Here is a 15,188-nt window from a genome sequence, read left to right as displayed (position 1 = left end):
AAGAGTTTCCATTATATATAAGTACTGTATTTTCTAACGTTTGATTATTGTAAAACGCGATTGATTTGAGTTAATTTTTTTTCATAATATTTCTCTTTAACAGATGAAATCACAACACCTCCACCGACAGAGGCATGAATGAATTTTATATCACCATCGCAAACTTCAACAACCATTCCAACGTGATTGATGCGGCTTCTTCCATTAGTTTTAAAGAAAATTAAATCTCCTTTTTGGGCATCTTCCGGATTGACAACAACTCCTAAACGGGACTGTTCTAAAGAAGTTCTCGGTAATTTAATGTCGAAAGCTCCAAATGTAGTACACATTAAACCAGAACAATCATAACCCGATTTTGAAGTTCCTCCCGATTGGTATCTCGTCCCTATATTAGACGAGGCTGTCTCTATCAATTCATCTAAAAAATTAGGATTCGAAGCTGGTTTTACAAAACTTTTGAACTCCCAAACGTTGTTTTCTACGTTTTTATATTCCTCGCTATCATCCTCAGTATTTCTAAATTCATGTACTGTATTTTCAGTATTTAAAGCTGCTACACTTTCATTAGTCACAATAGCCGATCGAATGTTTAGTTTATAGCCAACAGCCAGATTATTTCTAATTTCAGGATTTTGCTTTTCTAACTCCCGAACCGTAATGCCGTATTGTTTTGCGATGCCGTATTTGGTTTCTTTTGGTAAAACTTCATGAACAATAGCTTCGCCTGTAGTTTCGGCTGGTTGGGAAACAGCTACCGATTCAGCTTTACGCAAATCAGTTATGGGCTGAACAATAACAGTTTGTTCCGCTACTGATTGTATTTTGTTTTCCTGCGCTACAACTGCGATTTCAGTTTTTAGTGAAGCGGTTGCCGGGATATTAATTTTTTGGCCCACTCTAAGTGATTTAACTCCCAATGTTGGATTAGCTTTATCAAATTCCTTGATTGTGATTCCGTATTTTTTTGTAATGGAATATTTTGTTTCTTTTGGTAAAACTTCTATGGTGGTTTGTCCTGTAGTAGAACTTTCCGTTTCGACACTTTGAGGTTCAACCGCTACTAATTCTTTTTGAGAGGACTTTTTTACTGGAGCCACAACTGTGATTTCAGTTGAAGTTGCATTTAAAGGAATGATGATTTTTTGACCAATTTGTAATCCTGACGATTCTAATGCTGGATTGGCTTCGTTCAATTCTTTTAGTGAGATTCCATATTGTCTTGCGATTCCGTAAAGTGTTTCTTTGGCAAGCACTTCATGTTCTTTCTCGGAATAATTTGTTGCAATCTTAGATTTGGGAGTGGTATTCTTTGGAGCAGTACTAGGAATTAATAATACTGAATGGAGTTTTAATAGATTTTTGGATTTTGGATTTAATTTATAGATTTCACTTTGTTTTACATCATATTTCTCTGCGATACTCGATATGGTCTCCCCTTTTACGATGGTATGTTTCTTGGTGCTTTCCTGGGAAAAAAGTACAATACTATTAAATAAAAACAATGTTACAACTAATCTTAAACTCATATTCATTTATTTCAAATTACTTACCCCATTTTTATTCTCCTTAGCAATTTCGGGATATAATTATTAAATCTCGCCAGGGTCTCTTTTCAACTATTTTCTATTTAAAAAAATCATAAAAAAATCTTATCTCTTTTTTAAAAAGAGGGCAAGAATGTTTTGATTTTAAAATCTAATTGAATTTTTTGTTCGAATTGCAAAAGCAACTTAAACAGAACGCAGTACAATACTAATGTATTGTCGCGCTTAAAATAAATATTCTGGTGAAGATGATCTGTATTTACAATCAAAAAAAGCTTCGCTGAAAAATTTATCTACAAAAAAGCTAATTTAAGTTATAAAATTAAAAAAACAATATTTTTTTTTGATTTTAACACGTAAAAAAAAGAAAACGCCTATTTTTCAGCATTTTTAAGGCCTTTTTAGAACAAAAAATTCCATTTTTTATAAAAAAACATACTTCTTTCCTTTTGACAAATCGTAAAATCCATAAAAAAATATTCCTCCAGATTGCTGATCAGATGAAAGTGAAAAGCCTTTAAAATGCAATTCCATGAAAAACATTGGAACAGCCAACAGGAAATGGCTTCCCAAAAAAGTGTTTTAATAACCAGTCGCAGTCCTCAACTCTAAACACTTCTTCTTTTAAACTGACCACTAAATAGTATAGTGGATTTACAATATGTACTCTCTTTGGACGTAACCCATTATCCCATACGGCGGCAAAAGGAGTGCTAACGCTTTGAAATGCTATCCAACTTGGCAAATAGTACAGCGATCAAAATTCCCGCTTATTTCGGTATTTATCCCCATATTAATTAATAGTGGTCTATAAAAAAACCACCTCATTTTATATGAAGTGGTGCTCTTAGTTCTCTCGCTTTCTTATACTACATGAACGTCATTCCATTTTTCAGCAAGTTTACTGAGGTTGGCTCGCCCTAAATCATCAGGAGTCATCGCAATCCTAAATTCGCAATTGGCTTCAAAATTTAAAAACCAAGGTTCAGCAATAGATGGAACAGCAGCAGCATCAGGGATTTCAACTACCATAACAGCACCTCGATTACCGTCTTGTTCGGAAAAATAAATACTCTCTGGTTTGATATCATCAATCACCCGATTGATGATTTCACCAGCGCTACCATTTCTAACCATTGAGTTAAAAGGCTCAATAGGAAAAATAACATTAACTAACATTTTCATAGCAATTGAATTTAAAATTAATACTGCTAAAGATACAAAATAACACAAGCACCATAAACACTAATTAACTTATTATCAATAATTTAACTTCTAGTTAATATGATTTGAGACGAGAGATTCCATTCTTCAAAGAAAGGCCAATAAAACAAAAAAATCCCAAGTTGCCCTGAGAGTTTTGAGTATATAAAAAATTAATTTACTTATGCTTCACTGGCAGCAGCAATTAAGTTTAATGCTGAACCAGCAACGAACCAACCAATTTGTCCTTCGTTATACGTATGGTTTGCCAAGATGATATCTTTGGTTCCATCAGCGTGAACAAATTCTAATGTCAATGGTTTTCCTGGAGCAAAATCTACTAAATCTGTGATGTTGATACTATCATCTTCCTGGATTTTATCGTAATCTGCTTCGTTAGCAAATGTTAATCCTAAAAGACCTTGTTTTTTAAGGTTTGTTTCGTGGATACGAGCAAATGATTTTACCAATACCGCTTGAACACCTAAGAATCTTGGCTCCATAGCAGCATGTTCTCTAGATGACCCTTCTCCATAATTGTGATCTCCTACAACAATAGACGGAACTCCAGCCGCTTTGTATGCACGAGCAACTGCAGGAACTGCATCATACTCACCAGTTAGTTGATTTTTAACTGAATTGGTTTTATCTGTGAAAGCGTTAACTGCTCCTATCAGCATATTGTTGGAAATATTATCTAAGTGACCACGGAAACGCAACCATGGACCGGCCATAGAAATGTGGTCTGTAGTACATTTTCCAAAAGCTTTGATCAATAATTTAGCTCCTGAAATATTTTTACCGTCCCAAGGCTGGAATGGCGCTAATAATTGCAAACGATCTGAAGTTTCACTAACTACGATTTGAACACCTGATCCATCAGCTGCCGGCGCTTGAAACCCTGCATCTTCTACAGCAAATCCTTTTTTAGGTAATTCATCCCCAAAAGGAGCATTCAATTTTACTTCTTCCCCTTTATCGTTAATCAACGTATCAGTCAAAGGATTGAAATCCAAACGACCTGAAATTGCTAATGCTGCAACCATTTCTGGTGAAGTTACAAAAGCATGTGTATTGGGGTTACCATCAGCACGTTTAGAAAAGTTACGATTGAAAGAGTGTACAATAGTGTTTTTCTCCCCTTTATCCGCTCCAGCTCTATCCCATTGTCCGATACATGGTCCGCAAGCATTTGTAAATACTTTGGTTCCCATTTTTTCGAAAGTAGCGATGATTCCATCTCTTTCGATAGTATATCTAATTTGCTCAGAACCTGGGTTAATACCAAATTCAGCTTTTGGGCTAATTCCTAATTCAACGGCTTGATTCACGATAGACGCTGCACGTGCCATATCTTCGTAAGAAGAGTTAGTACAAGAACCAATTAATCCCCATTCTACTTTTAAAGGCCATCCGTTTGCCGCAGCTTCTGCTTTCATTTTAGAAACCGGCGTACCTCTGTCTGGAGTAAAAGGACCATTAATGTGTGGTTCTAATTCAGAAAGGTTAATTTCGATTACCTGATCAAAATAAGTTTCCGGATTTGCATAAACTTCCGGATCGGCAGTTAAGTAAGAAGCTACCTTATCAGCAGCATCTACGATGTCTTGACGACCGGTTGCAGAAAGGTATCTTCTCATTGACTCGTCATAACCAAATGTAGAAGTGGTAGCACCGATTTCGGCTCCCATATTACAGATCGTTCCTTTTCCGGTACAAGACATTGAAGTCGCTCCTTCTCCAAAATATTCAACAATAGCTCCGGTTCCACCTTTTACAGTAAGAATATCAGCTACTTTAAGGATCACATCTTTTGGTGCAGTCCAACCTGAAAGTTTTCCAGTTAATTTTACACCTATTAATTTAGGAAATTTTAATTCCCATGACATTCCTGACATTACATCTACCGCATCAGCTCCACCGACACCAATAGCTAACATTCCTAATCCACCTGCATTTACAGTATGTGAATCTGTACCAATCATAAGACCTCCAGGGAATGCGTAATTCTCCAAAACGATTTGGTGAATAATCCCTGAACCTGGTTTCCAAAAACCAATTCCGTATTTATTGGAAACTGAAGAAAGAAAATCAAAAACTTCTTTAGATTGTGTATTGGCTACAGCTAAATCGCTTGAAGCTCCAACTTTTGCCTGAATCAAGTGATCACAGTGGACCGTTGTAGGAACTGCAACTGTTTTCTTTCCTGCATGCATAAATTGCAATAATGCCATTTGAGCTGTTGCATCTTGACAAGCAACTCTGTCCGGAGCAAAATCAACATAATCAACCCCTTTTGCAAAAGCTTTAGATGGAATTCCATCCCAAAGGTGGTTGTATAAAATTTTCTCTGTTAAAGTAAGTGGACGACCAACTATCTCACGTGCTTTATCAACACGAGATGTCATATTTGCGTACACTTTTTCAATCATTTCAATATCAAAAGCCATAAGATTTATATAATTGATTATTTATTCTATTTAAAACATGACAAGATACAAAAAATTTGAGTAGCAATAAAAAAAAAAGCCCGAGTTTATGAACCCGGGCTTTTGAATTATGATTAACGAATCATGTAATTATTTTATCAACAGCTTATGAGGAGGTGCAAATTTAGTCAGATTGATACCTTCCACTGCCGTTTTATATTCCTCTATTGTAGGAGTTCTACCAAGAATTGTTGACAGAACCACAACTGGTGTAGATGAAAGCAATGACTCTCCCTTTTTACTCGCAGAATCTTCTACTACTCTTCCTTGAAAAAGACGCGTTGAAGTTGCTATTACTGTATCTCCTTTAGATGCTTTTTCCTGATTACCCATGCAAAGGTTACATCCCGGGCGCTCTAAATACAGCATGTTTTCATATTCTGTACGTGCAGCAGCTTTAGGAACATTATCGTCGAATTCGAAACCAGAGTATTTCTGTAAAACCTCCCAATCACCTTCAGCTTTAAGTTCATCTACGATATTATAAGTAGGTGGTGCTACTACAAGCGGCGCCAGAAACTCTACCTTACCTTTTTGGTCTTCAATATTCTTAAGCATTTGAGCAAGGATTTTCATATCTCCCTTGTGAACCATACAAGAACCAATAAATCCAAGATCAACTTTTTTATCTCCTCCATAGAAAGATAACGGTCTGATGGTGTCGTGAGTATATCGTTTAGAAATATCAATATTATTCACGTCAGGATCAGCAATCATTGGTTCAGCAATCTGATCAAGATCAACAACAACTTCAGCGAAATACTTCGCATTTGCATCTGGAATCAGCGCTGGTTTCTCACCTGATTTAATCTCGCCGATTCTCTTATCAGCTATATCAATCAATCCCTTCAGTACTTGTGTAGCATTATCCATACCCTTATCAATCATGATCTGGATTCTACTCTTCGCAATTTCTAGTGATTCAATCAAGGTGTCATCTTCAGAAATACAGATAGACGCTTTTGCCTTCATTTCTGCAGTCCAGTCAGTAAATGTAAATGCCTGGTCAGCATTAAGAGTTCCAAGGTGAACCTCAATGATTTTGCCTTGAAATACATTCTCTCCTCCAAACTTCTTAAGCATCTGAGCTTGTGTAGCATGAACCACATCACGGAAATCCATATAACTCTTCATATCTCCTTTGAACGTCACCTTCACTGATTCAGGAATTGGCATTGAAGCTTCACCAGTAGCAAGTGCAAGAGCAACGGTTCCTGAGTCAGCACCAAAAGCAACACCTTTAGACATTCTTGTATGAGAGTCACCACCGATGATGATAGCCCACTCATTTACAGTAATATCATTAAGTACTTTGTGAATTACATCAGTCATTGCGTGATAAACACCTTTCGGGTCACGAGCAGTGATCAAACCGAAGTCGTTCATAAATTTCATTAGTTTTGGAATATTAGCCTGAGCTTTCTTATCCCATACTGAAGCAGTATGACAACCAGATTGGTAGGCACCGTCAACGATTGGCGAAATTACCGTAGCGGCCATAGATTCCAATTCCTGAGCAGTCATAAGACCAGTGGTATCCTGTGAACCTACAATATTAACTTCTACACGAACATCCGAACCAGCGTGTAACACTTTGCCCAGAGTCGTACCAACAGCGTTTTTATTGAATATTTTTTCTACTGCAGTAAGACCTTGTCCCTCATGAGAAATCTCCTTTGACGGAGCAAATACAAGAGGAGCATCTATGCCTAAAACCTTCGCAGCGAATGTCTGGAGCTTTTTACCAAATACAATAGCGTATGACCCACCAGCCTTTATAAATTCCATTTTCTGTGGAGTAAATGCCTTAGAAATATCAATCAGCTCTTTGTCGCCATTATAAAGTTTCTTTTCCTTTATATTGATTGTAAGAACAGTGCCAGTAGCAACAGAGTAGGTTTCCTCAAGAATAGGGTCACCACTTTCATTGCGAACAGGATCACCATTTTCATCCAGTTTTTTTACCCAGTTTTTAAGATCAAGACCAATACCACCAGTAACATCAACAGTTGTAAGGAAAATTGGAGAAATACCATTTGTTCCTGCAACAATCGGAGCAAAATTAACAAATGGAACATAAGGACTTGCTTGTTTACCAGTCCAAAGAGCCACGTTATTTACACCTGACATCCTTGATGAACCCACACCCATAGTGCCTTTTTCAGCAATCAACATCACGCTTTTGTCCGGATGTTGCGCCTGAAGTGCCTTTATTTCCTCTTGTGCTTGAGCAGAAATCATACATTTACCATGAAGTTCACGATCAGATCGCGAGTGTGCTTGGTTCCCTGGAGAGAGCAAATCAGTCGAAATATCTCCCTCACCAGCAATATATGTAACCACTTTAATTTCGTCAGCCACTTCTGGAAGTTTTGTGAAAAACTCAGCCTGTGCGTAACTTTCTAAAATCTCTTTAGCGATTTCGTTACCGTTTTTGAATGCCTCCACTAAAGAATTTGTATCCGCCTCGTAAAGGTAAACTTGTGTTTTAAGAACCTTTGCAGCTTTTTTTGCAATAGCAACATCATTACCTAAAGCTAAATCAAGCAACACTTCAATCGAAGGTCCACCCTTCATGTGTGATAACAACTCAAAAGCAAAAGCAGGTGTAATTTCTTTCACTACAGATTCACCAAGAATGATTTCCTTTAAAAATTTAGCTTTCTCACCAGCTGCACTAGTAGTTCCAGGTATAGTGTTGTAAATAAAAAAATTAAGAGAATCCTCGCGATATTCGTTACCTAAATCTTTAATTTGCGCAATGATTTCGCTTAACAATTCGGCACCATCGATTGGCTTCGGGTGTAGCCCCTGAATTTTTCGTTCTTCGATCTCCTTGATGTAATCGTTATAAGTGTTCATAATGATGTCTTTTCAATGTTGTATGGCAGATTTCCTTGATTATTTCAAAATAAAAAAGCCATAATATTAGTTTTTTTTATTTGTGATGCAAACTTAAGAATTAAAGATGAGAATTTAAAAAAATCAGCAAAAGATGCCATGTGAATCATAATATTTAGAAATAAAATAAATATTATGTGTTTTATTGAAAAATTCTGAAAATCAGAAAGATTATTTGTATAATTACTACTTTCGAAGACAAAATCACCTTTTTACTCTGATTATTTTTTCGTTTTTTTCTAAATTATAATACTAAATATGTGATATTGTAGGAGTCAAAAGGAAAATTATTAGTTTATGACTAAAAACAACTCCTTAAATCAATTTATCAATAATCATTTCCTCAGTAATTCCTTCGGCATCAGCTTTGTAATTTTTGATGATTCGATGGCGCAAAATTCCTGTTGCCACAGCTTTTACATCTTCGATATCCGGAGAAAATTTCCCCTTGAAAGCGGCATTGGCCTTGGCAGCCAAAATTAAATTTTGTGACGCCCTTGGTCCTGCTCCCCAATCCAAATAGTTTTTTACAAATTCATTCGATAAAGGATTATCCGGACGTGTTTTGCTCACCAGAGTTACAGCATACTCAATCACATTATCAGCAACAGGAATCCTACGAATTAGCTGTTGAAAATCGGTAATTTCCTGCGCCGTAAATAACGGATTTATGATATTATTCAAATCGGAAGTCGTGCGTTTTACCACTTGAACCTCTTCTAAAAATGAAGGATATTCCAGTTTTATGGCAAACATGAATCGGTCTAATTGTGCTTCAGGTAAAGGATAAGTCCCTTCTTGTTCGATAGGATTTTGAGTTGCCAAAACGAAGTATGGCAAATCCAATTTATAATTTTCACCGGCTATGGTAACGGAACGCTCCTGCATCGCTTCCAGCAAAGCTGCCTGAGTTTTAGGCGGCGTTCGGTTGATCTCGTCTGCCAGAATAATATTCGAAAAAACTGGTCCTTTTATAAATTTAAATCTCCTAGTTTCATCTAATATTTCACTCCCCAAAATATCCGACGGCATCAGATCGGGAGTAAATTGGATTCTTTTGAAATCAAGCCCTAAGGCCTGTGCCAAAGTATTTACCATTAATGTTTTTGCCAATCCCGGAACACCAACTAAAAGCGCGTGACCTCCAGAAAAAATACAAAGTAAAATTTGATCTACCACCGCATCCTGACCAACAATAATTTTTGCTATTTCGTTTTTTAGTTCATTTCGTTTTTGAACCAAATTATGTATTGCTGCTACGTCAGACATTTTAGAATGTATTTTATATTAAAAAGAGTTAACGATATGAATTCATAAAGCTAACTCTTTTTATTTATTTTATAAAAATTATTTTTTTAACCAGTTGTTTGTAAAAGCACAATCTCTGTATTCACCAATAATTTTAATGTAGGTTTCTTTGATTTTCTCATCAAACCATTTTCCGATTGCTTTGATTTGTTTTTCTTTCAATGCCAAATCTTTTATTTTAATGTAATCCTTAGCATAATCGGCCGTATGTTCGTTTATTCTGTTGGTTACGGTAATGAGCTTGAATTTTTTCTTTCCTTGCTCGTCTTCCATAAATGGCGCGGTAATTTCTCCTTCTTTCAAATTGGAGACCTGACCATACAAACTCGGATCCATTTTTGTCAATTCAAAACGGGAATCTTGTGTTTTTGGGTTGATTAACGCTCCACCATTCGCTCTGGTTTCTTTCTCGTCCGATAAAGTTCTTGCTGCTTCCGCAAAAGTGATTTCTTTATCCATAATTCTTTTTCGGATTAAAGCAATTTTTTCTTTCGCCTCATTCAGCGATTCTTCAGAAACAGCCGGAGTTAATAATATATGACGCAATTCTATTTCTTGCCCTTTTATCTTTTCTACGTATATAATGTGATATCCGAAATCCGTTTCAAACGGAGCCGATATTTCGCCTTCGGCAAGTCCAAAAGCAACATCCTTAAATTCCTTTACAAAAGGCGTTTTACGATTCATTTTATAATACCCACCATTCGATCTCGATCCTGGATCTTGGGAATACAAAACCGCTTTAGTTGCAAAACTGGAACCTTCCTGAATTTCTTTTTTGAAACTGTTGAGTTTGTCAATCACTTTTTGTTTTTCAGCCTCAGAAACTTTAGGCTTAATTACAATTTGAGCAACTTCCATTTCTGCACCAAAAACAGGAAGTTCTGCTGCCGGTATTGTTTTGAAAAAATTACGAACTTCTTCAGGTGTGATTTCCACCGCGTCAATAATCTTTTTTTGCATCTCTGATGAAAGCTTCTGTTCTTTTAGAATATCAAAAAAATAAGTTCTGAATTCTTCTTCAGAATTTTTCTTATAATACTTCACTACCTTATCCATTGACCCTAATTGCTCTACCATGTAGTTCACCCGGTCATCCATCATGCCTTTTACTTCAGAATCCGTTACTTTGACACTATCTTGTATCGCCTGATGCGCATACAATTTATCTTCCAGTAATTTCCCCAACATCTGACATCTTGTAATATCTTTTACGGAACCACCCTGACCCGTGATTTCTAAATAGGATTTATCTATATCTGAATCTAACACAATGTAATCCCCAACTGTAGCAATTACACCGTCAATTTTTTGTTTTTGATTGGATTGTATTTTAGTAGTGGTAACAACCGCACTATCTTTAATAATTTCCTGTGCCCTGGTAATCACACATGAAAAAAGCAAAAGAAAAAAAGAAAGTGCAATTTTATTATTCATGAATCTCATTTGTATTTTTTTTAATGGCATTTTAAATTTAATTTTTTATCGTACGGTATCGTTATTTTCCTGTCTTTAAATCTGTATAACAAAAGGTATAATTAATTTGGGCCAAATATACACTTTAAGAATCAAGAAATGAATCGAATTTAACAATACAATTACTTTCAAATCTTTAAATTTAAAACGAACAAAAATAACAATTCAATTACATAATACAAGTTTCCGTACTAGTATTAACAAAAATTTATAAACGCATTTATGTATTGCCTTACTTACATCATAAATCTTGGAAAAAAGGTGCTTTACAGAACAAATGAAATAGTTTAAAACAGCATGTTGACTTAATAAATTACAACTTTTCAAATTGACTTACGGCTTTATCTTTTTTCGCCGCTGCTCTTTTCTGAATTATTTATTTCCAACACTTAATTAATCGGAACTATTTAAATAGGACTCCAATTTCTTAAAACACTTTTAGCACCACAAAAAAAGGAACTCAAAAAGACCCCTAAAATTCTCATTTTAAGACTCCTATTTAAAAAGTTTTTAACACTATTACGTTTTCGTAAAGAATTAAAATAGTGCTTACGCACATCGTGTAAGAATTTGTATAAATTAGCAAAAAAAATAACATTTTATTTAAATAATTGACATAAAATTATATTTAATCTATTTATTTACTCTTTTTGTTTTCATTTTGATAAAATTGAATTTTCATCTTCAGGCTTAAACCATTAAAAAGGGCCAAGCCAAGATTCTATAAAATTAGCATGCTTCTATTTTTTTATCGCTATTAACCAAATTTTATTATTTAACCAAAATTAGTATTTTTATGAAAAAACAAAATTTCAAAATTTATCTTTTATCAGCCTTATTAGTTGGCTTTTACTCGTGTAGTTCCAATGATGCTGCAGTAACAGATTCCCCTGCGACAGCTTCGCAATTCAAAATAATCAATGTAACCCATCATGACGGTCACCCCTTCAGCACCGGAAAAACGACCAGCTCATTAACAGGGAAATATGTAGCCAATCCCGGAGGCGGTGTTATGATGCAGGCTTTTTATTGGGACGTGCCTTCGGGCGGAACCTGGTGGAATACCGTCAACGCCAAAGTAACCGAATGGTCCAATTCAGGTATCGGATCGCTATGGCTTCCTCCGGTATCAAAAGCACAAAATGGTGCCTTTTCTATGGGATACGACCCTACCGATTATTTCGATTTTGGAGACTACAATCAAAATGGCTCTGTTGAAACAAGATTTGGTTCCCGTACAGAATTAGAAAGCCTGATAACCAAAGCACATACTGAAAACATGCAGGTATATGCTGATATCGTAATTAATCACAACAGTGGAGGTCAATTAGAAAACAACCCCTTTACAGGAACACAAACCTATACTAATTTCACTGGCGTAGCTTCAGGAAAGTTCCCTAGAACCAGTGCTGATTTTTACAAAAATTCTTATGCCAATAATGACGAAGGCGCTTTTGGCGGATTCCCGGATTTAGCCCATGTAGTCCCTAATGTCCAGGATTGGCTTTGGAAAAGAGCTGATGGTGTAGGCAAGTACTATAAAAACACCATGCACTTTGACGGCTGGAGATTTGATTATGTAAAAGGTTTTGGTCCTTGGGTTGTAAATCAATGGAATGCCAATGTCGGCGGCTTCTCTGTTGGAGAATATTGGGATTCCAATGTAAACACGTTAGAATGGTGGGCGAATAATGCCAACAGTTCTGTTTTTGATTTTGCCTGTTATTACAAAATGAACGACGCATTTGACGGAAACAACCTTGCCCTTTTGAATGATGATATGATGTGGAAAAGAAACCCGTACAAAGCGGTTACCTTCGTTACCAATCACGACACAGATGAAATTTGGAAAAAAGAATTAGCCTACGCCTACATACTGACCCATGAGGGGTATCCTACTATTTTTTACCGCGATTATGAAGAATGGCTGAACAAAACAAAAATGAACAACCTGATTTGGATTCACAACAATAAAGCCACCGGTACGACTTCTATTTTATATGCAGATACCGATGAGTATATTGCCAGAAGAAATGGTTATAACGGAAATCCGGGATTAATCGTTTACATTAATAATTCCTCTACCTGGCAAGAAAGATGGGTTCCGACCAACTGGACCAATGCTCAGATAAAAGATTTTACCGGTAATTCAACCTGGTTCCCTACAACTCAGGGAGACACATGGGTAAAAATCCAGTGCCCTCCAAATGGATATTCCGTCTGGTCCATTAATATGTAAAACATAATGTGCTAAAGGGCTGCCTGCAAATGGCAGTCTTTTTTTTGTCATTACTGCTTCAGAAGCTTACAATTAATTTTAAAAATCAAAAGAATAACAGCTTCGAAATTCATACCATCAATTAAGGGTACACTATTTTTTTAATTAGCATTTATAAATAGTACTTTTGCAGCCTATTTATATTATACATGAGCTTTTTAAAAGAAATACAACGCAGAAGAACTTTCGGGATTATCTCACATCCTGATGCCGGAAAAACAACACTTACTGAAAAACTCCTCCTTTTTGGTGGTGCTATTCAAGAAGCAGGTGCTGTTAAAAACAACAAAATCAAAAAAGGCGCTACCAGTGACTTTATGGAAATTGAACGTCAAAGGGGAATTTCGGTTTCCACTTCGGTTTTGGCCTTTAATTATAAAGACAAAAAGATAAACATTCTCGATACTCCAGGACACAAGGATTTTGCTGAGGACACTTTTAGAACCTTAACAGCTGTTGACAGCGTTATTGTCGTAATTGATGTTGCCAAAGGTGTTGAGGAACAGACCGAAAAATTAGTTGCTGTTTGCCGATTGCGTAAAATCCCAATTATCGTATTTATCAATAAATTAGACCGAGAGGGAAAAGATGCTTTTGACTTGATGGATGAAGTGGAGCAAAAACTGGGTTTAACAGTTACACCACTAAGTTTTCCAATAGGAATGGGCTACGACTTTCAAGGGATCTATAATTTATGGGAAGAAAACATCAATTTATTTAGTGGCGACAGCCGTAAAAACATTGAAGAAACGATCGCTTTTTCAGATGTTAAAAACCCAGAATTAGAAAAAATTATAGGGGAAAAACCAGCTTATAAATTACGTGAAGAATTAGAGTTAATAGACGAAGTATACCCAAAGTTTGATCGTCAGGATTATTTAGACGGAAAATTACAACCTGTATTTTTTGGTTCTGCTTTAAACAATTTCGGAGTAAGAGAACTATTAGATTGCTTTGTTGACATCGCTCCATCACCAAGACCAAAAGATTCTGAAACACGATTAGTAGATCCCAAAGAAGAAAAAATGACTGGATTTGTTTTTAAAATCCATGCCAATATGGATCCGAAACACAGAGACCGTCTGGCCTTTATAAAAATCGTTTCTGGAACTTTTGAAAGAAACAAACCCTATTATCACGTTCGTTTAAAAAAGAATTTAAAATTCTCCAGTCCAAATGCTTTTTTTGCTGAAAAGAAAGAAATCGTAGATATTTCCTATCCTGGTGATATCGTAGGTTTACACGATACCGGAAATTTCAAAATTGGAGATACGTTGACCGAAGGTGAAATCATGAGTTTCAAAGGAATTCCTAGTTTCTCTCCAGAGCATTTCAGATACATCAATAATGCCGATCCAATGAAAGCGAAACAATTAGACAAAGGAATCGATCAATTAATGGACGAAGGAGTTGCACAGTTATTTACTTTGGAAATGAATAACCGAAAAATCATTGGAACTGTAGGTGCGCTTCAATATGAAGTAATCCAATATCGTTTAGAACATGAATATGGTGCCAAGTGTACCTATGAAAATTTCCCGGTTCATAAAGCCTGTTGGGTGAAGCCAAATGATATAAAAAGCGATGAGTTTAAAGAATTTAGAAGAATCAAACAAAAATTCTTGGCACATGATAAGTACGGGCAATTGGTATTTCTAGCCGATTCTGATTTTACTATTCAGATGACACAAAATAAATATCCAAATGTCAAATTATTTTTTACTTCAGAATTTGAATAAATAGCAAAATATACGCTTGAAATAGCGAACATAAAAAAAGCCTCTTCATTACTGGAGGGCACTGAAAAAGTCTTTTTTAAGGATTAATTGTTAATAAAAAGGAGTAGAAAACCTCGGTTTTTCTGCTCCTTTCTTCGTACATTTAACTGTAACCATAAGGCTTTTTAGATGTTAGTTCAGCAACAAAAAATTCAATTCAGTCCGTATTCTTCGTTATATGATTTAATCGTTCCCCAGGATAATTTGCTAA

At 35.8% G+C, this 15,188-nt stretch carries 9 protein-coding genes; 2 read left to right on the top strand and 7 right to left on the bottom strand.

All coding sequences use genetic code 11. The features are described 5' to 3' along the window. Positions 1-44: 44 nt before the first annotated feature. From ACNQGH_RS12540 to ACNQGH_RS12510, 7 genes are all read right to left on the bottom strand, one after another. Complete coding sequence (locus ACNQGH_RS12540) at positions 45-1,526, bottom strand: LysM peptidoglycan-binding domain-containing protein (RefSeq protein ID WP_417956356.1); 1,482 nt, start codon at positions 1,524-1,526, stop codon at positions 45-47. A gap of 535 nt (positions 1,527-2,061) precedes the next feature. Next, positions 2,062-2,289: a hypothetical protein gene (locus ACNQGH_RS12535; RefSeq protein ID WP_417956355.1), complete on the bottom strand. Its 228-nt coding sequence runs from the start codon at positions 2,287-2,289 to the stop codon at positions 2,062-2,064. Between the two features lie 119 nt (positions 2,290-2,408). Continuing rightward, a complete protein-coding gene (locus ACNQGH_RS12530) occupies positions 2,409-2,729 on the bottom strand; it encodes a panthothenate synthetase (RefSeq protein ID WP_417956354.1) in 321 nt (106 codons plus the stop codon). Between the two features lie 200 nt (positions 2,730-2,929). After that, positions 2,930-5,197: an aconitate hydratase gene (locus ACNQGH_RS12525; RefSeq protein WP_417956353.1), complete on the bottom strand. Its 2,268-nt coding sequence runs from the start codon at positions 5,195-5,197 to the stop codon at positions 2,930-2,932. Between the two features lie 129 nt (positions 5,198-5,326). Continuing rightward, positions 5,327-8,098, bottom strand: a complete 2,772-nt coding sequence (locus ACNQGH_RS12520) for a bifunctional aconitate hydratase 2/2-methylisocitrate dehydratase (RefSeq protein ID WP_417956352.1) — start codon at positions 8,096-8,098, stop codon at positions 5,327-5,329. A 354-nt stretch (positions 8,099-8,452) separates the two neighbouring features. After that, a complete protein-coding gene (locus ACNQGH_RS12515) occupies positions 8,453-9,406 on the bottom strand; it encodes an AAA family ATPase (RefSeq protein WP_417956351.1) in 954 nt (317 codons plus the stop codon). 78 nt (positions 9,407-9,484) lie between these two features. Then, positions 9,485-10,912 (bottom strand): peptidylprolyl isomerase, encoded by a 1,428-nt coding sequence (locus ACNQGH_RS12510; protein ID WP_417956350.1) that lies wholly within the window; start codon positions 10,910-10,912, stop codon positions 9,485-9,487. A gap of 805 nt (positions 10,913-11,717) precedes the next feature. On the opposite strand from ACNQGH_RS12510, the gene ACNQGH_RS12505 reads away from it, so the two are divergent. Together ACNQGH_RS12505 and ACNQGH_RS12500 are read left to right on the top strand one after the other, a co-directional pair. Then, complete coding sequence (locus ACNQGH_RS12505; RefSeq protein WP_417956349.1) at positions 11,718-13,160, top strand: alpha-amylase; 1,443 nt, start codon at positions 11,718-11,720, stop codon at positions 13,158-13,160. 188 nt (positions 13,161-13,348) lie between these two features. Beyond that, complete coding sequence (locus tag ACNQGH_RS12500; RefSeq protein WP_417956348.1) at positions 13,349-14,938, top strand: peptide chain release factor 3; 1,590 nt, start codon at positions 13,349-13,351, stop codon at positions 14,936-14,938. Positions 14,939-15,188 lie beyond the last annotated feature (250 nt).

The organism is Flavobacterium kochi (assembly GCF_048286715.1).
Lineage (GTDB): Bacteria > Bacteroidota > Bacteroidia > Flavobacteriales > Flavobacteriaceae > Flavobacterium.
Note: the sequence above shows the minus strand (reverse complement) of the source record. Positions and strands in the feature narration are given on the sequence as shown.

Excerpts from the sequence above, each read along its gene's own strand:
- ACNQGH_RS12540 (WP_417956356.1), bottom strand. The coding sequence starts at position 1,526 with ATGAGTTTAAGATTAGTTGTAACATTGTTTTTATTTAATAGTATTGTA.
- ACNQGH_RS12530 (WP_417956354.1), bottom strand. The coding sequence starts at position 2,729 with ATGAAAATGTTAGTTAATGTTATTTTTCCTATTGAGCCTTTTAACTCA.
- ACNQGH_RS12525 (WP_417956353.1), bottom strand. The coding sequence starts at position 5,197 with ATGGCTTTTGATATTGAAATGATTGAAAAAGTGTACGCAAATATGACA.
- ACNQGH_RS12520 (WP_417956352.1), bottom strand. The coding sequence starts at position 8,098 with ATGAACACTTATAACGATTACATCAAGGAGATCGAAGAACGAAAAATT.
- ACNQGH_RS12515 (WP_417956351.1), bottom strand. The coding sequence starts at position 9,406 with ATGTCTGACGTAGCAGCAATACATAATTTGGTTCAAAAACGAAATGAA.
- ACNQGH_RS12510 (WP_417956350.1), bottom strand. The coding sequence starts at position 10,912 with ATGCCATTAAAAAAAATACAAATGAGATTCATGAATAATAAAATTGCA.
- ACNQGH_RS12505 (WP_417956349.1), top strand. The coding sequence starts at position 11,718 with ATGAAAAAACAAAATTTCAAAATTTATCTTTTATCAGCCTTATTAGTT.
- ACNQGH_RS12500 (WP_417956348.1), top strand. The coding sequence starts at position 13,349 with ATGAGCTTTTTAAAAGAAATACAACGCAGAAGAACTTTCGGGATTATC.